This is a genomic window from Telluria sp. B2 (genome assembly GCF_051789535.1).
GTDB lineage: Bacteria > Pseudomonadota > Gammaproteobacteria > Burkholderiales > Burkholderiaceae_D > Telluria.
Genome location: NZ_CP196525.1, coordinates 282,983 through 303,262, shown reverse-complemented (window position 1 = coordinate 303,262; position 20,280 = coordinate 282,983). Strand labels below are relative to the sequence as shown.

20 protein-coding genes are annotated in these 20,280 nt (G+C 63.3%); 1 reads left to right on the top strand and 19 read right to left on the bottom strand.

Annotated elements, in window-relative coordinates:
- Nucleotides 1-25: 25 nt before the first annotated feature.
- The 12 genes from atpG to ACSUZJ_RS01295 form a co-directional block, all read right to left on the bottom strand.
- Entirely contained in the window at nucleotides 26-901 is an 876-nt protein-coding gene (gene atpG, locus ACSUZJ_RS01350; RefSeq protein ID WP_499412590.1) for a F0F1 ATP synthase subunit gamma, read from the bottom strand.
- 69 nt (nucleotides 902-970) lie between these two features.
- A complete protein-coding gene (gene atpA / locus ACSUZJ_RS01345) occupies nucleotides 971-2,512 on the bottom strand; it encodes a F0F1 ATP synthase subunit alpha (protein WP_499412588.1) in 1,542 nt (513 codons plus the stop codon).
- An 84-nt stretch (nucleotides 2,513-2,596) separates the two neighbouring features.
- On the bottom strand, nucleotides 2,597-3,130 hold the full coding sequence (locus tag ACSUZJ_RS01340; protein WP_499412586.1) for a F0F1 ATP synthase subunit delta: 534 nt from the start codon (nucleotides 3,128-3,130) through the stop codon (nucleotides 2,597-2,599).
- A gap of 2 nt (nucleotides 3,131-3,132) precedes the next feature.
- Nucleotides 3,133-3,603, bottom strand: coding sequence for a F0F1 ATP synthase subunit B (locus tag ACSUZJ_RS01335; RefSeq protein ID WP_499412584.1), 471 nt, complete (start codon nucleotides 3,601-3,603; stop codon nucleotides 3,133-3,135).
- A gap of 71 nt (nucleotides 3,604-3,674) precedes the next feature.
- Nucleotides 3,675-3,917, bottom strand: a complete 243-nt coding sequence (gene atpE / locus ACSUZJ_RS01330) for a F0F1 ATP synthase subunit C (protein ID WP_078035183.1) — start codon at nucleotides 3,915-3,917, stop codon at nucleotides 3,675-3,677.
- 87 nt (nucleotides 3,918-4,004) lie between these two features.
- Entirely contained in the window at nucleotides 4,005-4,841 is an 837-nt protein-coding gene (gene atpB, locus ACSUZJ_RS01325; RefSeq protein WP_499412582.1) for a F0F1 ATP synthase subunit A, read from the bottom strand.
- 2 nt (nucleotides 4,842-4,843) lie between these two features.
- A complete protein-coding gene (locus tag ACSUZJ_RS01320) occupies nucleotides 4,844-5,182 on the bottom strand; it encodes an ATP synthase subunit I (RefSeq protein ID WP_499412580.1) in 339 nt (112 codons plus the stop codon).
- A 520-nt stretch (nucleotides 5,183-5,702) separates the two neighbouring features.
- Nucleotides 5,703-6,572, bottom strand: a complete 870-nt coding sequence (locus ACSUZJ_RS01315; RefSeq protein WP_499412578.1) for a ParB/RepB/Spo0J family partition protein — start codon at nucleotides 6,570-6,572, stop codon at nucleotides 5,703-5,705.
- Nucleotides 6,573-6,588: 16 nt separating this feature from the next.
- Complete coding sequence (locus ACSUZJ_RS01310; protein ID WP_499412576.1) at nucleotides 6,589-7,359, bottom strand: ParA family protein; 771 nt, start codon at nucleotides 7,357-7,359, stop codon at nucleotides 6,589-6,591.
- A 193-nt stretch (nucleotides 7,360-7,552) separates the two neighbouring features.
- The gene (gene rsmG, locus ACSUZJ_RS01305; protein ID WP_499412574.1) at nucleotides 7,553-8,197 is read right to left on the bottom strand and encodes a 16S rRNA (guanine(527)-N(7))-methyltransferase RsmG; all 645 of its coding nucleotides are present in this window, start codon (nucleotides 8,195-8,197) and stop codon (nucleotides 7,553-7,555) included.
- Nucleotides 8,194-10,134, bottom strand: coding sequence for a tRNA uridine-5-carboxymethylaminomethyl(34) synthesis enzyme MnmG (gene mnmG, locus ACSUZJ_RS01300; RefSeq protein WP_499412572.1), 1,941 nt, complete (start codon nucleotides 10,132-10,134; stop codon nucleotides 8,194-8,196). The genes rsmG and mnmG overlap by 4 nt, the downstream gene beginning before the upstream one ends.
- A 236-nt stretch (nucleotides 10,135-10,370) precedes the next feature.
- Nucleotides 10,371-11,141 (bottom strand): sulfite exporter TauE/SafE family protein, encoded by a 771-nt coding sequence (locus tag ACSUZJ_RS01295; protein ID WP_499412570.1) that lies wholly within the window; start codon nucleotides 11,139-11,141, stop codon nucleotides 10,371-10,373.
- A 128-nt stretch (nucleotides 11,142-11,269) separates the two neighbouring features.
- On the opposite strand from ACSUZJ_RS01295, the gene ACSUZJ_RS01290 reads away from it, so the two are divergent.
- A complete protein-coding gene (locus ACSUZJ_RS01290) occupies nucleotides 11,270-12,427 on the top strand; it encodes an iron-containing alcohol dehydrogenase (RefSeq protein ID WP_499412568.1) in 1,158 nt (385 codons plus the stop codon).
- Between the two features lie 7 nt (nucleotides 12,428-12,434).
- Here ACSUZJ_RS01290 and ACSUZJ_RS01285 read toward each other — a convergent pair whose 3' ends face one another.
- The 7 genes from ACSUZJ_RS01285 to ACSUZJ_RS01255 form a co-directional block, all read right to left on the bottom strand.
- A complete protein-coding gene (locus ACSUZJ_RS01285; RefSeq protein WP_499412566.1) occupies nucleotides 12,435-13,295 on the bottom strand; it encodes an alpha/beta fold hydrolase in 861 nt (286 codons plus the stop codon).
- Nucleotides 13,292-14,314: a branched-chain amino acid ABC transporter permease gene (locus tag ACSUZJ_RS01280; protein ID WP_499412564.1), complete on the bottom strand. Its 1,023-nt coding sequence runs from the start codon at nucleotides 14,312-14,314 to the stop codon at nucleotides 13,292-13,294. Before ACSUZJ_RS01280 ends, ACSUZJ_RS01285 begins: the two co-directional genes overlap by 4 nt.
- Before the next feature lie 2 nt (nucleotides 14,315-14,316).
- Nucleotides 14,317-15,201, bottom strand: a complete 885-nt coding sequence (locus ACSUZJ_RS01275) for a branched-chain amino acid ABC transporter permease (RefSeq protein WP_499412562.1) — start codon at nucleotides 15,199-15,201, stop codon at nucleotides 14,317-14,319.
- 208 nt (nucleotides 15,202-15,409) lie between these two features.
- Nucleotides 15,410-16,615 (bottom strand): ABC transporter substrate-binding protein, encoded by a 1,206-nt coding sequence (locus ACSUZJ_RS01270; RefSeq protein ID WP_499412560.1) that lies wholly within the window; start codon nucleotides 16,613-16,615, stop codon nucleotides 15,410-15,412.
- Nucleotides 16,616-16,691: 76 nt separating this feature from the next.
- Nucleotides 16,692-17,411 (bottom strand): ABC transporter ATP-binding protein, encoded by a 720-nt coding sequence (locus ACSUZJ_RS01265; RefSeq protein WP_499412558.1) that lies wholly within the window; start codon nucleotides 17,409-17,411, stop codon nucleotides 16,692-16,694.
- Nucleotides 17,408-18,181, bottom strand: a complete 774-nt coding sequence (locus tag ACSUZJ_RS01260) for an ABC transporter ATP-binding protein (RefSeq protein ID WP_499412556.1) — start codon at nucleotides 18,179-18,181, stop codon at nucleotides 17,408-17,410. The genes ACSUZJ_RS01265 and ACSUZJ_RS01260 overlap by 4 nt, the downstream gene beginning before the upstream one ends.
- Before the next feature lie 424 nt (nucleotides 18,182-18,605).
- Entirely contained in the window at nucleotides 18,606-20,267 is a 1,662-nt protein-coding gene (locus tag ACSUZJ_RS01255; protein ID WP_499412554.1) for a GMC family oxidoreductase, read from the bottom strand.
- Between the last annotated feature and the right edge of the window lie 13 nt (nucleotides 20,268-20,280).

Here is a 20,280-nt window from a genome sequence, read left to right as displayed (position 1 = left end):
CTTCAGATATAGTTAAATTCTTTATTTAGACCGCTGCCGCGCCGGCGACGATCTCGGAGAGTTCTTTGGTAATCGCTGCCTGGCGGGTCTTGTTGTAGACCAGCTTCAGTTCGCCGATGACATTACCTGCGTTGTCGCTTGCCGCCTTCATCGCCACCATGCGCGCCGACTGCTCGGACGCCAGGTTCTCGGCGACGGCCTGGTACACCAGGGCCTCGACGTAGCGCACCAGCAGCTCGTCAATCACGACTTGCGCTTCCGGCTCGTAGATGTAATCCCACGAGATGCCGCCAGTTTCCTGTTCCAGGTGCTTGGCCGGCAGCGGGAGCAGCTGCTCGACGACCGGTTCCTGCTTCATCGTGTTGATGAACTTGGTGTAGCACAGGTACACAGCGTCCAGCTGGCCGTCCTGGTATGCGTCGAGCATGACCTTGATCGGGCCGATCAGCTTTTCCAGGTGCGGGGTGTCGCCGATTTGCGTGGCGTGCGACACGACCTTGACGCCGATGCGGTTCAGGAAGCCCAGGCCCTTGTTGCCGATGGCAACGGCCTCGATGCGGTTGCCCGCCGCTTCCTGTTCGCGCGACTTCTGCGTCACCTGGCGCAGGATGTTGGTGTTCATGCCGCCGCACAGACCCTTGTCGGTCGTGACGACGATGAAGCCGACAGCTTTTGCCTGCACGTGCTTGGCTTGCGCCATGAAGACGTGCGTGTACTCCGGGTTTGCGCCGGCAAGATTGGCGGTGATGTTACGAACCTTTTCACTGTAGGGACGGGCGGCGCGCATGCGATCCTGCGCCTTGCGCATTTTCGATGCGGCGACCATTTCCATCGCCTTGGTGATCTTCTTCGTATTTTCTACGCTCTTGATCTTGCCACGAATCTCTTTGCCTACTGCCATGAGTCCTTACTCCTTCCGGTCACCAGCATCGCCATGTTGCACATGCGATGCTGGATTCTTCCTCATTTATTAGAATGCGCCGGATTTCTTGAAATCAGCAATGGCGGCGGCCAGCGCAGCTTCGCCGTCCTTGTCCAGTTGCTTGGTTTCGTCGATCTTCGACAGCAGGGAAGCGTGGCTCGCCTTCAGGAAGTTGTGCAGGCCGTGCTCGAACGGCAGCACTTGCTTGACTTCGATGTCGTCCAGGTAGCCCTTGTTGACGGCGAACAGCGATGCGGCCATCAGCGAGGTCGACAGCGGCGAGAACTGCGGCTGCTTCAGCAGTTCGGTCACGCGTGCACCGCGGTCCAGCTGCTTGCGGGTCGATTCGTCCAGGTCCGATGCGAACTGCGCGAACGCAGCCAGTTCACGGTACTGCGCCAAGTCGGTACGGATACCGCCGGACAGGCCCTTGATGACCTTGGTCTGGGCGGCGCCACCGACGCGCGAGACCGAGATACCGGCGTTGATCGCAGGACGGATACCGGCGTTGAACAGCGAGGTCTCCAGGAAGATCTGGCCGTCGGTAATCGAAATCACGTTGGTCGGAACGAAGGCCGAGACGTCGCCTGCTTGCGTTTCGATGATCGGCAGTGCGGTCAGCGAGCCGGTCTTGCCGGTCACGGCGCCGTTGGTGAACTTCTCGACGTAGTCGGCGTTCACGCGTGCTGCGCGCTCGAGCAGACGGCTGTGCAGGTAGAACACGTCGCCCGGATACGCTTCGCGGCCCGGCGGACGGCGCAGCAGCAGCGAAATCTGGCGGTAAGCAACTGCCTGCTTCGACAGGTCGTCGTACACGATCAGCGCGTCTTCGCCGCGGTCGCGGAAGTATTCGCCCATCGCGCAGCCCGAGTAGGCCGAGATGTACTGCATCGCAGCCGATTCCGAAGCGGAAGCGGCGACAACGATGGTGTACTCCATCGCGCCGTGCTGTTCCAGCGAACGCACGATGTTCTTGATGGTCGATGCCTTCTGGCCGATTGCGACGTACACGCAGGTAACGCCCTGGCCCTTCTGGTTGATGATCGCATCGACTGCCACGGCCGACTTGCCGGTCTGGCGGTCGCCAATGATCAGCTCACGCTGGCCACGGCCGATCGGCACCATCGCGTCGATCGACTTGATACCGGTCTGCATCGGCTGCGAGACCGATTCACGGGCGATCACGCCCGGCGCGATCTTTTCGATCGGCGCGGTCAGGGAGGTAGCGATCGGACCCTTGCCGTCGATCGGCTGACCCAGTGCGTTGACGACGCGGCCACGCAGTTCCGGACCGATCGGCACTTCCAGGATGCGGCCGGTGGTCTTGACGGTGTCGCCTTCGGAGATGTGCTCGTAAGCACCCAGGATCACGGCGCCGACCGAGTCGCGCTCGAGGTTCATCGCCAGACCGAAGGTGTTGCCAGGGAATTCCAGCATCTCGCCTTGCATCACGTCCGACAGACCATGGATGCGGCAGATACCGTCGGCGACGGAGATCACCGTGCCTTGATTGCGAACGTCAGCCGAACCTTCCAGGCCCTGGATCCGGCTCTTGATCAGTTCGCTGATTTCAGATGGGTTAAGTTGCATGAGTGCTAACTCCTAATAGTTTCTTGATGCGTAGGGCAAGGACGTGAGATGCCGGCCGAAGTGCTAAGTTCCTGCGAAGTTCGCTTACGAGACCAGCGCAACATGCATCTGTTGCAGCTTGGCGCGTACCGAGGTATCGAGCACTTCATCACCGACCACCACGCGCACGCCACCGATCAGCGACGGGTCCACAGTGACCGTGGGGTTGAGCTTGCGGCCGAATTTCTTTTCCAGCGTTGCGACCAGTTGCGCCACCTGGGCGTCGGTCATGTCGAACGCGCTGTAGATGGTCGCGTCGGCAGCACCTGCCTGCGCGTTCTTCAGCACCTGGAACTGCGCGCCGATTTCCGGCAGCAGTGCGACGCGGCCGTTTTCGGCCAGCATCGTCAGGAAGTTCGACGCTTCCGGGGTCATCGGCGACTTCACGAGCGCGGCCAGGGCGCCGGTGATATCGGCGGCGGACACGTTCGGGTTGGCGGCAAACGCCTGCACATCAGGGTTGGCGCCGACTTGTGCCAGTTCGGACACGAGTTCGGACCAGGCTGCCATGTTGCCCTGTTGGGCGACACGGAACAGCGCTTCGGCGTAGGGACGGGCGACGGTTGCGAGTTCAGCCATGATTAGAGCTCGGTCGACAGTTGCGACAGCAGCGCGGCGTGCGCTTCTGCGTTCACTTCGCGCTTGAGGATCTGCTCGGCGCCCTGGACTGCCAGTGCGGCCACCTGGCCACGCAGTTCTTCGCGCGCGCGCGTTACCTGCTGCTCGGCGTCGGCCTTGGCGGCGGCGACGATACGGGCGGCTTCTTCAGCGGCGGTCTTCTTGGCTTCATCGATGATCAGCTGGGCGCGCTTTTCGGCGTCAGCGATGCGCTTCTGGCCTTCGTCACGGGCGCCGGCCAGTTCGGCCTGCACGCGCTTTTCGGCGGCTGCCAGGTCGGCCTTGCCACGGTCGGCGGCTGCCAGACCATTCGCGATCCTCTCGGCGCGCTCGTCGAGCGCTTTCATCAGCGGCGGCCACACGAATTTCATCGTGAAGAGCGCCAAGACGAGGAAGACGGCGAGCTGTGCAAACAGAGTTGCGTTAAGGTTCACGGTTTTTCCCTTCTCACAAAAACGGATGCCGAACCGTAGTGGTTCGGCCCTTGAAAACGAGATGCGTCGTCTTAGCCGGTGAACGGGTTAGCGAACGCGAACAGCATGGCGATACCGACGCCGATCAGGAATGCCGCGTCGATCAGACCGGCCAGCAGGAACATCTTGGTTTGCAGGGTGTTCATCAGTTCAGGCTGACGTGCCGAGGCTTCCAGGTACTTACCGCCCATCAGAGCGATACCGATACATGCGCCGATAGCGCCGAGGCCGATGATCAAACCGCAAGCCAGTGCAACAAAAGAAACGTCAGTCATGATTACTCCAAAAAGTTAATTTAAAAACCAGATTAAAAACTACAACTTCGTTACAACCACTATCTTGTTCGATGCTTGCGGCGCCGATCAGTGGCCTTCGTGAGCCTGACCGAGGTACACCAGCGTCAGCATCATGAAGATGAATGCCTGCAGGAACACGATCAGGATGTGGAAGATCGCCCAGATCGAGCCGGCAATCACCTGGCCTGCGAAACCGAAGACGGTAGCGGTCGAGCCAAGCAAAGCGATCAATAGGAACAGCAGCTCGCCGGCGAACATGTTGCCGAACAGTCGCATACCGAGCGACACCATTTTTGCTGCGTATTCGATGATGTTCAGCAGCAGGTTGAACGGCGCCATGTAGATGCCGAACGGTGCTGCGAACAGTTCGTGGAGCCAGCCGCCGAAGCCCTTGATCTTGATGCCGTAGTAGAGCATCAGGATCAGCACGCCCAGCGAAATGCCGATGGTGCCGTTCAGGTCAGCGGTCGGGACCACACGGTGGTAAGGGAACAGGTGCTCGACGCCGAACCACTTGAAGGCCTCGGAGAAGATGTCGACCGGCAGGAAGTCCAGCGAGTTCATCAGGGCGACCCAGACGAACACGGTCAGCGCGGCAGGGGCGATGAAGCTGCGGTCGCCGTGGACGATGGTCTTCGACTGGTTCTCGACCATCTCGACCAGCATCTCGACGGCAGCCTGGAAGCGGCCCGGCACGCCCGAGGTCGCCTTGCGCGCGGCCATCCACATGATCAGGCAGCCGATGACGCCCATTGCGATCGACCAGAAGATGGTGTCGTAGTGGAGGACGCTGAAGTCGACCGGACCCTGCTGGTGGGTGTTCGACAGGTGGCCCAGGTGGTGCCGGATGTACTCTGATGCGGTGGGCGCGTGGTGTGCGCCTTCTACGGTTGTCGTCGCCATTTTCAGTGCCTAAATAATAAGAATATGTAACTCTTCAGTGCCACGATGAACCCGGCGAGGAGCGCCAGCCAGTTCAGATCGCGGTACAGCCACGCAGTTGCTCCCAGCAGGGCAAGCGTTAATGCAATCTTTATAAATTCCCAAATGAAAAACGAGAACGGGTTAGCCCCGCCCGGTTTTTGTGCGGCGGCGAACAAGCGCAGCGCCATAATGCCGTTGGGCAAGACACAACAGATTCCACCGAGTACCGCCGACAACATCGCAGGCCATCCCCCCAGCAGTGCGGCGATGAGGCCAGCGACTACTGTTGCGATCAATTGCAGGGAGACCAGGCGCAACATTTTTATTCTTTCGCCTTAGCCATGAGAACCGAGTTACGGTGTGGTAATTACATGAATCAGCGGGATTATAAGTTCGTTAGTGCATTTGAGTCAAACGATTCCGCCTCTTCCGTACCGTGGCCGGAGGGGTCGAAATGTGACATAAATATTGACAGTAAGCTCAGTTTTCGATGCAGTTCGCGTGTCGAAATGCAGATGTGTAGCAGAAGATTTTGATGAGGAATTGCCGCGGAAGGTGGGCGCAGGGAGACGGCGTGGACGGGGTTCGCGTCCACGCGTTCAAGAAAAGGCCGGTCGCCGGGCAATCGATTTGGCCGGAGCCCGGCTCGCCGGTGTTAGAAAAAGAACATTCCTAAACTATTGTTGGGAAATAACGACAGTTGTCTGGTCCGGGACCGGCGTCGGGGGTGCGTCGTCATGCGAAAGCAGACGCACGGAGCGTGTGCGCAGGCGCCGGTTGAACGCGCGGCCGGCAAACGGCCTGCGCGACCCGGCCCACTCCATCCCTGCGTGTCAGCGGTCAGGCGCGCAATCGGGCCAGGACACCCTCGAGCACATCCAGGTTCTGGAAGTCGATGATCATCTGTCCCCTGCCCTTCGGCCCCATCTTGAACACGACCGGGGTCGCCAGCCGGTCCGACAGCTCTTCTTCGAGGCGCACGATGTCGCCGGACTTGTCCTTCTGGCGCGCCTGCGCCGCCGGGCTGTTCTGTTCCTCGATCGCGCGCGCCACCAGCTTCTCGGTCTCGCGCACCGACAGGCGCTTCGCCACCACCTGGTTGGCCAGGGCGATCTGGCTGGCGCTGTCCACGGACAGCAGCGCGCGCGCGTGGCCCATGTCGATGTCGCCGGCCATCAGCATGGTCTGCACGGGTTGCGCCAGGTTCACCAGGCGCAGCAGGTTCGACACCGCGCTCCTCGAACGGCCGACCGCACTGGCCGCCTGCTCGTGGGTGAAGTTGAAGTCCGAGATCAGGCGCGCGATGCCCTGCGCCTCTTCCAGCGGGTTCAGGTCTTCGCGCTGCATGTTCTCGATCAGCGCCATCGCGGCGGCGGCCTGGTCGTCGACCTCGCGCACCAGCACCGGGATCTCGTCCAGTCCGGCCAGCTGGGCGGCGCGGAAGCGGCGTTCGCCGGCGATGATCTCGTAGCGCCCGCCCTCGACCGGGCGCACCAGCACCGGCTGCATCACCCCCTGGCTCTTGATCGAGGCGGCCAGTTCATTCAGTGCCCCCTCGTCCATCCGGGTGCGCGGCTGGTATTTGCCCGCCTGCAGTTGGGAGATCGGCAAGGCCGAGGGCGCGCCCGCGGTAGCGGGTGCATCCTCGAGACCTCCGCCCAACAATGCATCGAGACCGCGGCCGAGGCCCTTGAGTTTTTTCGTCGCCATTGTGGATAACTCCTGATTACATCGTCTTGATGCGCTCGACCATCTCGGCCCCGAACGCGATGTAGGCCTGCGCCCCTTTCGAGGACGGGTCGAAGGTCACGCCAGGCACGCCATACGACGGCGCCTCGGCCAGGCGCACGTTGCGCGGAATGATGGTTTTAAAAACCTTGCCGCCGAAATGCTGCTCGAGCTGTTTCGAGACTTGCTGCGACAGGGTCATGCGCGGATCGAACATTACGCGCAGCAAGCCGATGATCTTCAGGTCGGTGTTCAGGTTGGCGTGCACCTTCTTGATCGTGTTGACCAGGTCGGACAGGCCCTCCAGTGCGTAGTACTCGCACTGCATCGGGATGATCACGCCGTGCGCGGCGCACAGGCCGTTCAGGGTCAGCATCGACAATGCCGGCGGACAGTCGACCAGGATGAAGTCGTAGTCGGCATCCACCTTGGCCAGCGCGTGCTTCAGGCGGCGCTCGCGGCTGTCCAGTTCGACCATCTCGACTTCGGCGCCGGCCAGCTCGCGGTTGGCCGGCAGCACATCGAAGCGCCCGGCTTCGGAACGCACGCGCGCGACGCTTACCTCGGCCTCGCCCAGCAACACCTCGTAGGTCGAGCTTTCCAGCTCGGCCTTGTTGATGCCGGCTCCCATGGTCGCATTGCCCTGCGGGTCGAGGTCGACCAGCAGCACGCGCTGGTCCAGCTTGGCCAGTCCCGCGGCCAGGTTGACGCTGGTGGTCGTCTTGCCGACTCCCCCCTTTTGGTTTGCAACGCAAAAAATCTTTGCCATCTATCTTATCCGGACACGACTACATTAGGTTATACCGTTCATACCTTTTAAACCGTATAAACGGTTTATTCAGTTTAAACAGTATAAACCGTTTATATTGTTAGCTGATGAAAGAGCGCTCCTGGCCCCTGTCATCTGCTTTCGATCGGCTTTGTTTTGCCTCTCTCATTTTGCCTCTGGCGTTTGCGTCTTTTTACGCCGCCCTCTCGATGAACACCAGGTGGCGTTCCGCCTCCAGCTTGGGCACCCGCAAAGGCCGCAATTCCTGCACCTTCCACTCTTGGGGCAGCCTTTGCTGCTCCTCGGCCGGCGCCGTCCCTTTCAGGGCGATGAACCTGCCGCCCTCGGCCAGCAGGTGCCCGGACCAGTTGACGAAATCCGACAGGTCGGCAAACGCACGCGAGGTGATGACCTCGAACGGCCCGGCCTTCAAATCCTGCACCTTCATCGTGTACACGGTGACGTTGGCCAGGCCGAGTTCCGCCTTCACCTGGGTCAGGAAGGCGGTTTTCTTGTGCACGGTATCGATCAGGGACACCTGCATGTCCGGCCGGGCAATGGCCAGCACCAGGCCCGGCAAGCCGCCTCCTGCCCCGACGTCGAGCACGCTTTTCACGCCCTCGAACGCCGATACCGCAGCCAGCGAATCGAGCAGGTGGTGGGTCACCATCTGCATCGGGTCGCGCAGCGAGGTGAGGTTATAAACCCCATTCCACTTGGCCATCAGGGCCAGGTAGTCCATCAACTGCTCGCGCTGCGCCGCCCACAGCGGCAGGTCCAGCGCGTCGATGCCGTCATTGAGCACCTGCATCAGTTTTTCGCGGTCAAAACCCCTCATTGCGCGGCCTCCGCGTCCGCTGCCGGGGCCGACGTGAAGCCCTTGGCGCCGCGTTTTTTCAGGTGCACCAGCAGCAGGGAAATGGCCGCCGGGGTCACGCCCGAGATGCGCGAGGCCTGGCCCAGGGTCTCCGGACGCTGTTTATCCAGCTTCTGGCGCACCTCGATCGACAGCGCCGCGATCTCCAGGTAGTTCAGGTTTTCCGGCAGTTTCAGGTTCTCGTAGTGGTCATGGCGCTCCACTTCGCGCGCCTGACGGTCGATGTAACCCGCATATTTCAGCTGGATCTCGACCTGTTCCTTCACGGCAGGATCTTCCACGCCGGGGCCGCCCAGGGGCTGGCCTTCGACGCCGGTCATGGTCACCAGGGTGTCGTAGTCGACACCCGGACGGCGCAGCAGGTCGGCCAGGTTGTACTCGCGTTCGAGCGCCTGGCCCACCACGCGCTCGGATTCGGCGGCTGCCAGGATGCGCGGATTGACCCAGGTCGAGCGCAGGCGCTCGAGCTCGCGCGCCACGGCTTCGCGCTTCTGTTCAAACGCTTGCCACTGCGCGTCGCCGACCACGCCGAGCTTGCGGCCGATCTCGGTCAGGCGCATGTCGGCGTTGTCTTCGCGCAGCGACAGGCGGTATTCGGCGCGGCTGGTGAACATGCGATAGGGCTCGGCCACGCCCTGGGTGGTGAGGTCGTCGACCAGCACGCCGAGATAGGCTTCCGAGCGGCCGGGGGTCCAGGCTTCCTGCCCCCTGGTCTGCAGTGCCGCATTCAGGCCGGCGAGCAGGCCCTGGGCCGCCGCCTCCTCGTAGCCGGTGGTGCCGTTGATCTGGCCGGCAAAGAACAGGCCGCGGATCGCCTTGGTTTCCAGCGAGGCTTTCAGGCCGCGCGGGTCGAAATAGTCGTATTCGATGGCGTAGCCCGGGCGCAGGATGAAGGCGTTTTCCATGCCCTTCATCGAGCGCACCAGCGCCAGCTGCACGTCGAACGGCAGGCTGGTCGAGATCCCGTTCGGGTAGAACTCGTTGGTCGTCAGGCCTTCGGGCTCGAGGAAGATCTGGTGCGACTCTTTCGACGCGAAACGGTGGATCTTGTCTTCGATCGAGGGGCAGTAGCGCGGACCGACACCCTCGATGACGCCGGTGTACATCGGGCTGCGGTCCAGGCCGTTGCGGATGATGTCGTGGGTCTGGGCATTGGTGTGCGTGACCCAGCACGGCACCTGGCGCGGGTGCATGCTGGCCTTGCCCATGTACGAGAACACGGGGACCGGATCGAGGTCGCCCGGCTGCTCGGTGAGCACGGAGAAGTCGATGCTGCGGCCATCGATGCGCGGCGGCGTGCCGGTTTTCAGGCGGCCCTGCGGCAGCTTCAGTTCTTTCAGGCGCGCGGACAGGGACAGGGCCGGCGGGTCGCCAGCGCGGCCGGCCGAGTAATTCTGCAGGCCAACGTGGATCTTACCGTCCAGGAAAGTGCCTGCCGTCAGTACGACGGCACGGGCACGGAATTGCAGGCCGATCTGGGTGACGGCACCGACCACACGGTCGCCCTCCACTATCAGGTCGTCGACGGCCTGCTGGAACAGCCACAGATTCGGCTGGTTTTCCAGGCGCGAGCGGATGGCCTGCTTGTACAGGATGCGGTCGGCCTGGGCGCGTGTGGCGCGCACGGCCGGGCCCTTGGACGAGTTCAGGATGCGGAACTGGATGCCCGATTCATCGGTGGCAATGGCCATCGCGCCGCCGAGGGCGTCGACTTCCTTGACCAGGTGACCCTTGCCGATGCCGCCGATTGACGGATTGCACGACATCTGGCCCAGGGTTTCAATGTTGTGAGTCAGGAGCAGTGTCTTCTGCCCCGTGCGCGCGGACGCGAGCGCGGCTTCGGTGCCGGCATGGCCGCCACCGACGACGATCACGTCGAATTCAGTTGGAAATAGCATGATAGAAGTGTGGAGCGAGGAGACTAATTCACGATTATAGAAGCATTTTCCTGCGTGGACTCGCCATCAGCCGAAAAGGCGACGGTTTTTGTTTCACGTGGAACACAGCAGCGCGGCGACCTTATCAGGCCGTTATCCCTGTTCCACGTGGAACAATTTCGCTATTCTCAACTGTGCAGGCATGAAAAAAGCCGGGCGGACCCGGCTCTTGTTTCACGTGAAACAGCGCATCGCGCTTAACTCGCCCAACGGACGATCACATCAAACCCCGTCTTGATGATCAGGGTCGACACCACCACCAGGAACAACTTGCGCACAAAGGCACTGCCATGCTTGAGCGCCAGGCGCGTACCGACCAGCGAGCCGGCGATCTGGCAGCCGGCCATCAGCAGACCGAGCTGCCACAACAGATGGCCGCTGTAGCCGAACCACATCAGGGCCGACAGGTTGCAGGCGACGTTGACGATCTTCGCTGCCGCCGAGGCGCTGAGAAAATCGAAACCGAAGAAACGCACGTAGAGGAAAATCAGGAAGCTGCCGGTGCCCGGGCCGAAGAAGCCGTCATAGAAACCGATGGCCGCCCCCATGCCGATGGCCCACCAGCGCTCGGCCAGTCCGCTGTGCACCGGCGCGTGGACCGCACCCAGGTCCTTCTTGCGGAAGGTATAGATGGCGACCGCCAGCAGGATCAGCGGCAGCAGGCTGCGCACGAAGTCGCCCGGCACCCGGGTCACGGTCCAGGCGCCGACGAAGGACAGGGCAAAGGCCGCCAGCGCCGCCGGCGCGGCTGCGCTCCAGGCGACCCGCACGCGCCGGCTGTAATTCACCGCCGCCGCGCTGGTGCCGAAGATGCTCGCCAGCTTGTTCGTGCCGAGCAGAGTTGCCGGCACTTCTTTCGGTAACACGGAAAAAATCGCGGGAACCTGGATCAGCCCGCCGCCGCCGACCACGGCGTCCACCAAGCCGGCGAGGAAGGCTGCGCCGCCGAGCCATACGAAGTCAATCATCTACTGCTTTCGGTACATTGAAGAGACGAAATTGTACGCAGGTTCGGACCATGACGCAGCCGCTGACTTTCCCGCAGCCCGGCCATTCTGGTGTACTCTTTATCGGTCCAAACGCACGGGAAAAAAACATGACCGCCTTTGCCTTCAGCACCGTCGCCCACATCGTTTCCGAACCCGGCGCCGCCAGCCGCCTCGGGGAAATCATCCGCGAGCGCTTCCCCTCCTCCCGCCGCGCGCTCGTCGTCACCGACCCGGGCTTTCTCCGCACCGGCCTGGCCGAGATGCCTTGCCTCGACCTCAAGCGCCACGGTTTTACCGTCAGCGTGTACTCCGGGGTGGTGGCCGATCCGCCCGAGGACGTGGTGCTGGACGCGCTGGGCTTTGCCCGCAACAACGAGGCCGACCTGGTCATCGGCCTGGGCGGCGGCAGCTCGATGGATGTGGCCAAGCTGATCGCCGTGCTGGCGGGGAGCGAACAGCCGCTGGCCGAGATCTACGGCATCGGCAAGGTCAAGGGCACGCGCCTGCCGCTGGTACAGGTGCCGACGACGGCCGGCACCGGTTCCGAGGTGACCAACATCGCGATCGTCACCACCGGCGCGACCACCAAGATGGGCGTGGTCGCACCCCAGCTCTACGCCGACCTGGCGATCCTCGACGCCGCCCTCACCCTCGGCCTGCCGCCAATGGTGACGGCCGCGACGGGCATCGACGCCATGGTCCATGCGATCGAGGCCTATACCAGCAAGCATAAAAAGAACCCGGTTTCGGACACGCTGGCGCGCCAGGCGCTCGAGCTGCTGTCGCGCAATCTGATCCCTGCCTGCGAAAACGGCAGCCGTCTCGAGGTGCGGCAGGCGATGCTGCTGGGCGCCTGCCTGGCCGGCCAGGCCTTTTCGAACGCGCCGGTGGCGGCGGTGCACGCGCTGGCCTATCCGGTCGGCGGCATCTTCCACGTCGCCCACGGGCTGTCGAATTCGCTGGTGCTGCCGCATGTGCTGCGCTTCAATGCGCCCGAGGCCGCGCCGCTGTATGCGGAACTGGCGGCCATCGCGGTGCCCCAGGCCAGCGGCAGCACCGAGGCCCGCACCGAGGCGCTCATCGCCGCCATGCAGCATACGGCCCGGATCACCGGCATCCAGACCACGCTGCAACAGGTCGGCATCAGGGAAAGCGATCTCGACCGGCTGGCGGACGACGCCATGCTCCAGACCCGCTTGCTCGGGAACAATCCTAGGGAAGTGACGCGGGCGGACGCCCGCGCGATCTACGCCGCCGCTTTGTAGTAGACGCTCAGGCCGGCTCTGCCCTTGCGGCAGTGGCCTGGGGCTGGCTTGCGAAAAAATCGAGCAGCAGCGCATTGACCTGATCGGCGGCGGTCAATTGCAGCCAATGGTCGGCGCCATTGATGCGCTCGTAGCGGAAGGTGTCGGCCACGTATTGCGAAGAGGCGCGCATCTGCTCCTCCGTCAGGGCCGGGTCGCGTTCGCTCCACACCCCCATTACGGGCACCTTCACCGGCTCGGTCTTGCCGCCCAGGTGAAAGCCGTGCGGCACATTCGCGCGGTAATAGTTCAGGGCCGCAGTCATGCGGCCGGGCTCGCGCAGGTCGCGGCGCCAGTGCGACAGCTGGGTCGGATCGGTGGTGAAGTGGCGCATGGCGTAGAAGTCCGCAGCCATCAAGGATTTCTCGGCCAGCACCGGCGTCATGAACCACAGCATGTAGCTGCTGCGCAGGCGCTGCATGATGCCGGCGCGGGCAAACGCAGCAGGATGGCCGACCGAGAGCGCGACATACTGTTCGACGCGCTGCGGCGCATCCATGCACAGCACCCAGCCGATCAGCGCGCCCCAATCGTGGCCGACGACGCGCGCCTTCGGGATCCCCATCACGTCGAGCAGCGCCAGCACGTCGGCAACCAGGTGCTCGGTGCGATAAGCCGCCACGGCTTCCGGCGCGTCGGTCTGGCCATAGCCGCGCAGGTCGGGTGCGATCACGCGATAGCCGGCGCGCACCAGCGGCCCGACCTGCTTGCGCCAGACGACGTGGGTGTCGGGAAAGCCGTGCAGCAGCAAGACCGCCGGCCCCTCCCCCGCGCTCATCACATGCATGCGCAAACCATTGACGCTCAGAATCGCCGATGTTTCCTTCACGCGGCCTCCCGCTCCTTGTTCACGGCCATTCTAGCGCCGGCGCCGGGCTGGGCGCGCGCGCGACGCTCCAGCAAGGCGCCGATCTCGCCGACGATGCCGCGGCGGAACAGCAGCACGCAGGCAATGAAGATCAGGCCGGTCACCATGCCGACCGATTCGCCCAGGGTCGAGAACCAGTTGATGCCGGTGGTCTCGGCCAGCCACATGCCGAGGTCGCCCAGCTTGTTTTCCAGCGCCACGATGACGAAAGCGCCGATGATCGGTCCGGCCATGGTGCCCATGCCGCCAACCAGCGTCATCAGGACCACCAGGCCCGACATGGTCCAGTGCACGTCGGTCAGGGTCTCGAAGCCGAGCACGACGGTCTTGGTGGCGCCGGCCAGCCCGGTCAGCGCGGCCGACAGGACGAAGGCGAGCAGCTTGTAGCGGTCGGCGTCGTAGCCGAGCGAGATCGCACGCGGTTCGTTTTCCTTGATGGCTTTCAGGACCTGGCCGAAGGGCGAGTGCACGGTGCGCACGATCAGGGCAAACCCGAGCACGGCGATGGCCAGCACGACGTAGTACAGGGTCAGATCGTTGCCCAGGTCGAGCACGCCGAACAGGCGCCCACGCGGCACGCCCTGCAGGCCGTCCTCGCCATGGGTATAGGGGCTGCGCAGCGCGGCGAAGTACACCATCTGGGCCAGGGCCAGGGTGATCATCGAAAAATAGATGCCCTGGCGGCGGATCGCCAGCGCGCCGATCACCAGTCCGAGGACGGCGCTGGCGGCGACGCCGGCCAGGATCCCCAGTTCGGTCGGCAGCCCGATATTGGCCAGCAGGTGGCCCGTGACGTAACCCGCGCTGCCGAAAAAGGCGGCATGGCCGAACGAGAGCAGGCCCGTAAAACCGATCAGGAGGTTGAAGGCGCAGGCGAACAGGGCGAAGCACAGCAGCTTCATCAGGAACACCGGATAGCCGAAGAACGGCGCGGCCAGCGCCAGCGCGAGTGCAATGCCGTAACCAATTTTCTTGTTCATGCTTACTTCTCCTTCCCGAACAGGCCGGCCGGGCGCAGCAGCAGCACGATGACCATGACCACGAACACGACGACTTCCGAGCCTTCCGGGTAGTAGACCCGCGTCAGGCCTTCGATCACGCCCAGCATCAGGCCGGTGACGATGGAACCGAGGATCGACCCCATGCCGCCGATCACGACCACGGCGAACACGACGATGATGAGGTTCGAGCCCATCAGCGGCGTGACGTTGATGACGGGCGCCGCCAGCACGCCGGCAAGTCCCGCCAGCGCGACGCCGAAACCATAGGTCAGCGTGACCATGCGCGGCACGTTGATGCCGAAGGCCTCGACCAGTTTCGGGTTCTCGGTGCCGGCGCGCAGGTAGGCGCCGAGGCGGGTCTTTTCGATGACGAACCAGGTGCCGAGGCAGACGATGAGCGAGGCGACGACGACCCAGGCGCGGTAGTTCGGCAGGATCATGAAGCCGAGGTCGGTGGCGCCGGACAGTTGTTCCGGCACGTCCAGGGTCTGGCCGGAGACGCCGAAGAAGGAGCGGAACACGCCTTCGAGCAGCAGCGTGATGCCGAAGGTCAGCAGCAGGCCGTACAGGTGATCCAGCTTGTAGAGCCAGCGCAGCATGGTCTTCTCGACCGCGATGCCGAAGGCGCCGACCACGAGCGGCGCGAGCACCAGCATCATCCAGTAGTTCAGTTCATATGTGCTGACGCCGATGAAGGCAATGAAGGCGCCCATCATGTACAGGGCGCCGTGCGAAAAATTGATGACGTTCAGGAGGCCGAAGATGACGGCCAGGCCGAGCGAAAGCATCGCGTAGAAGGAACCGTTGACCAGGCCCAGCAGGAGCTGGCTCATCAGGGCTTGCAGGGGGACTCCGAAGATTTCCATAGGCACCAGGGTTAAGTCGGAAGGCGGTAATGCGGGCGCCGGTGAGACGGAGAAGAAATGGCGCCGCGATGAAGCGAAAACTGGTTGAACGCGTGGACGGCAGAGCCGTCCACCCTACTGGTATGCGAGGGATGTAGGGTGGACGGCTTCGCCGTCCACGCGTTCAAATCACGCCCGCATTTTCGGCGGTTAAATCAAACGTCTTGAATCACTTCCACGCCGCGCACTTCGTCTCGGCCTTGGTCGTGTACGCCTGCTCGCCCGGGATCGTGGCCACGACCTTGTAGTAGTCCCAAGGTCCCTTCGATTCCTTCGGCGTTTTGACCTGCATCAGGTACATGTCGTAGACCATGCGGCCGTCCGGGCGGATCACGCCGTTCTTGGCGAACATGTCGTTGATCTTGGTGGCCTTCAGGTGCTCCATGATCTTGGTCGCGTCGTCGGTGCCGGTAGCTTTCACCGCGTTCAGGTAGTTCGTCGTTGCCGAGTAGTCGGCCGCCTGCAGCATCGACGGCTGCTTCTTCATCTTGGCGAAATAACGTTTCGACCAGGCGCGGGTGTCGGCGTTCTGGTCCCAGTACCAACCGTCGGTCAGGTACATGCCCTGGGTGGTGTTCAGGCCGAGGGTGTGGACGTCGTTGATGAACACCAGCAGGCCGGCGATCTTCATCTTCTTGGTCAGGCCGAATTCGTTGGCGGCCTTGATCGAGTTGATGGTGTCGCCGCCGGCGTTCGCCAGGCCCAGCACCTGCGCCTTCGAGGACTGCGCCTGCAGCAGGAAGGACGAGAAGTCCGAGGCCGACAGCGGATGCTTGACGCTGCCCAGCACCGTGCCGCCGTTCTTCTTGATGACGTCCGAAGTGTCCTTTTCCAGCGACTGGCCGAAGGCATAGTCGGCGGTCAGGAAATACCAGCTCTTGCCGCCCTGCTTCAGCACGGCCGAACCGGTGCCGCGCGCCAGCGCCACGGTGTCGTAGGCGTAGTGCACGGTGTAGGGCGAGCACTGTTCGTTGGTCAGTTGCGCGGTGCCGGCGCCGATCGAGATGAAGACCTTCTTCTTCTCGGCCGCGACTTTCGCCATGGCCAGGCTGGCGCCGGAATTGGTGCCGCCGATCAGCATGTCGACGCCCTGCTGGTCGAACCATTCGCGCGCCTTGGAGGCGGCGATGTCCGGCTTGTTCTGGTGGTCGGCGACCATGAACTGGATCTTCTTGCCGTTGACGGCGCCGCCCAGGTCGGCGATCGCCATGCGCACGGCTTCGGCGCCGCCGTTGCCGTCGACGTCGGAATAGACGCCGGACAGGTCGGTGATCATGCCGATCTTGATGGTGTCGCCGCTGATCTGGGCGTGCGCAGGCAGGGCGAAGCCGGCGAATGCGGCGGCGGTGGCGAGGGCGAGGGTTGTGCGTTTCATCTTGTCTCCGTTGTTGTATGTGAAGCGTGAAAGCGTGAACCTGGTGCGCCTGGAAAAACAGCGCATGAAAAAGCGTCTAGACGCCGAGCAGTTCGGTCAGCACCGGCATGCGGGTTTCCAGCTCCGCGGCAGCGATCGTCTCGACGATCTGCCCGTGCTCGACCACGTGAAACCGGTCCGCCAGCGGCGCGGCGAAGCGGAAATTCTGTTCGACCATGACGATCGTGTAGCCTTTGCCCTTGAGCGTGGTGATCATGCGCGCCAGGCTCTGCACGATGACGGGCGCCAGGCCTTCCGAGATTTCGTCCAGCAGCAGCAAGCGCGCGCCGGTGCGCAGGATGCGCGCCACCGCCAGCATCTGCTGCTCGCCGCCCGACAGGCGCGTGCCCTGACTGTGGCGGCGCTCGTACAGGTTCGGGAACATCTCGTAGATTTCGTCCAGCGACATCGCGGTGCCTGCCTTCGGCAGCACCGGCGGCAGCAGCAGGTTTTCCTCGGCCGACAGCGAGGAGAAAATGCCCCGCTCTTCCGGGCAATAGCCGACGCCGAGGTGGGCGATGCGGTGCGTGGGCAGCGAAATCGATTCGACGCCGTTGATCTTGATCGAGCCGGTGCGGCGGCCGGTCAGGCCCATGATGGCGCGCAGCGTGGTCGTGCGTCCGGCGCCGTTACGTCCCAGCAGCGTGACGACTTCGCCCTGGGCCACCGAAAAGCCGATGTCGTGCAGGATGTGCGATTCGCCGTACCAGGCCTGCAGGTTGCGGATCTCGAGTGCGGCGGTGGAGGTTGGATTCATGCGTGGGCTCCTTCCAGTTCGCCGTCGGCGCTGCCCATGTAGGCCTGCATCACCTGGGGATTTTTCGATACTTCGGCATAGCTGCCTTCGGCCAGCATCGCGCCGCGCTGCAATACCGAGATGCGGTCGCAGATGCCGGACACGACGTTCATATTGTGTTCGACCATCAGGATGGTGCGCCCGCTCGAGACCTTCTTGATCAGCGCGGTGACGCGGTGCACGTCCTCGTGGCCCATGCCCTGCGTCGGCTCGTCGAGCAGCATCAGTTCCGGCTCCATCGCCAGCGTGGTGGCGATCTCGAGCGCGCGCTTGCGGCCATACGGCAGGTCGGCGGTGACGGTGTCGGCGAAGCCTTCCAGGTCGACCTCGGACAGCAGCGCCATCGCGCGTTCGTTCAACTGGTCGAGCGAACGCTCGCTGCGCCAGAAGTGGAAGCTGGTGCCGAGCCCGCGCTGCAGGCCGATGCGCACGTTCTGCAGCACGGTCAGGTGCGGAAAGACGGCGGAAATCTGGAACGAGCGAATGATGCCCATGCGCGCGATCTGCGCCGGCTTGGCATCCGTGATGTCGCGGCCGTTGAAGAGAATCTGGCCGGACGAGGGAACGAGGAACTTGGTCAGCAGGTTGAAGCAGGTGGTCTTGCCGGCGCCGTTGGGGCCGATCAGCGCGTGGATGTGGCCGCGCTGCACACGCAGGTCGACGCCGCTGACGGCAGTGAAACCCTTGAATTCCTTGGTGAGGCGCTTTGTTTCAAGAATGACGTCTGCCATTGTGTCTCCGGAACGTTTTTCACGTACTACTCGGGAACTGCAGCCTATCTGTGTAGACTCTTAACAGATATTACACACAACAGTTATGGTCCACAATACAACGCAAGCCCTGTGCGCAGGTGCACAGGGTGGGTAGATTTGCCCACTCATTGTGCATAAATGCACGCAAGGTCTATGTATTTCGCGGTGCGGCCGAGATAACACTTCAGCGCTACCCCGTAGGGTGGGCACTCTGTGCCCACGCGTTACGTGCACATCCTTGCACCTGCGGCGTTGAGGATTCGCCCGCTATCGTTACCGCAAGTCCAAAACATGCCGTTTCGGATTTCGACTCAGTGCGCTACAGCGCGAGCGACACCTCACCGTACATGACCAACCGCCAGCGTGCGAAACGCGTGGGCACAGCGTGCCCACCCTACGTCGATCACCGCGCGAGTAATGCGGACTGGATGTGCGATGACGAACCCGCGCGCCTGACGATCATCTCGGCCGCCTTCTCGGCGATCATCAAGGTCGGCGAATTCGTATTCCCGGATGTAATGAAGGGCATGATCGAGGCGTCGACCACGCGCAGGCGTGCGACGCCGATCACGCGCAGCTCGCTGTCGACCACGGCCAGCGGATCGTCCCTCTTGCCCATGCGGCAGGTGCCGACCGGGTGGAAAATCGTGGTGCCGATCAGGCCCGCCGCTTCGGCCAGCTCTTCCTCGGTCTGGTAGAGGGGGCCGGGCTTGAATTCCTGCGGCTGGTATTTGGCGAGCGAGGGCGCGGCCACGATACGGCGCGTCAGCGCCAGCGCGGCGGCAGCCGTGCGCCGGTCTTCAAGCGTGCTCAGGTAGTTCGGCGTGATCTTCGGCGGCGCATAGCTGTCGTTCGAGGCGATGCGCACGTGGCCGCGCGCGGTCGGGCGCAGGTTGCACACGCTGGCCGTAAAGGCCGGGAAACCGTGCAGCGGGTCGCCGAATTTATCGAGCGACAGCGGCTGCACGTGGTATTGCAGGTCCGGCGTCGCTATGTGCGGACCCGAGCGCGCAAACACCCCCAGCTGCGAAGGCGCCATCGACATCGGCCCGCTGCGGAACAGCGCGTATTCGAGGCCGATCTTCATCTTGCCGAACCAGTTCGAAGCCGTCTCGTTCAGGGTTTTTACGCCGCTGACCTTGTAGACCATGCGCAGTTGCAGGTGGTCCTGCAGGTTTTCGCCAACGCCGGGCGCATCCACGCGCGGCGTGATCCCGTGGCGCTGCAGGCTGGCCGCCGGGCCGATGCCCGACAGTTGCAGGATGTGCGGCGAGCCGATCGCGCCCGCCGCCAGCAGGGTTTCGCGGTGGGCGGTCGCCGTGAACATGCGCCCGCCGCCGCTGAACTGCACGCCGCGGCAGACCTGGCCCCCCTCGCCCTCCTCGATCAGCAGGCGTTCCACGTGGCAGCCCGTCATGATGGTCAGATTCGGGCGCTGCGCCGCCGGTTTCAGGAAAGCCTTCGCCGTATTCAGGCGAATGCCGCGGCGCTGGTTGACCTCGAAATAGGACGAACCGGCGTTGTCGCCGGTGTTGAAATCCTCGACTTTCGCGATGCCGACTTCGGCGGCGGCGTCGCGGAAGGCGTCCAGGATCTGCCAGGACAATCTCTGCTTTTCCACGCGCCACTCGCCGCCGGCGCCATGCAGTTCGCTGGCGCCGCGGTAATGGTCTTCGCTCTTCTTGAACAAGGGCAGCACGTGCTCCCAGCGCCAGGATGCATCGCCGCACACCTCGGCCCAGCGGTCGTAATCGCTCTTCTGCCCGCGCATGTAGATCATGCCGTTGATCGACGAACTCCCGCCCAGCACTTTCCCGCGCGGATAAATCAAGGCGCGGCCACCCAGCCCCGGATCGGGCTCGGTGTTGAACAGCCAGTCGGTGCGCGGATTGCCGATGCAGTGCAGGTAGCCGACCGGGATGTGGATCCAGAGGTAGTCGTCGCGCGCCCCGGCTTCGATGACGAGGACGTTCACGTCCTTGTCGCGGGTCAGGCGATTGGCCAGCACGCACCCCGAGGTACCGGCTCCAACGATGATGTAGTCGTATTCTCCAGCCGATTCCACCCAGGTTTCTCCC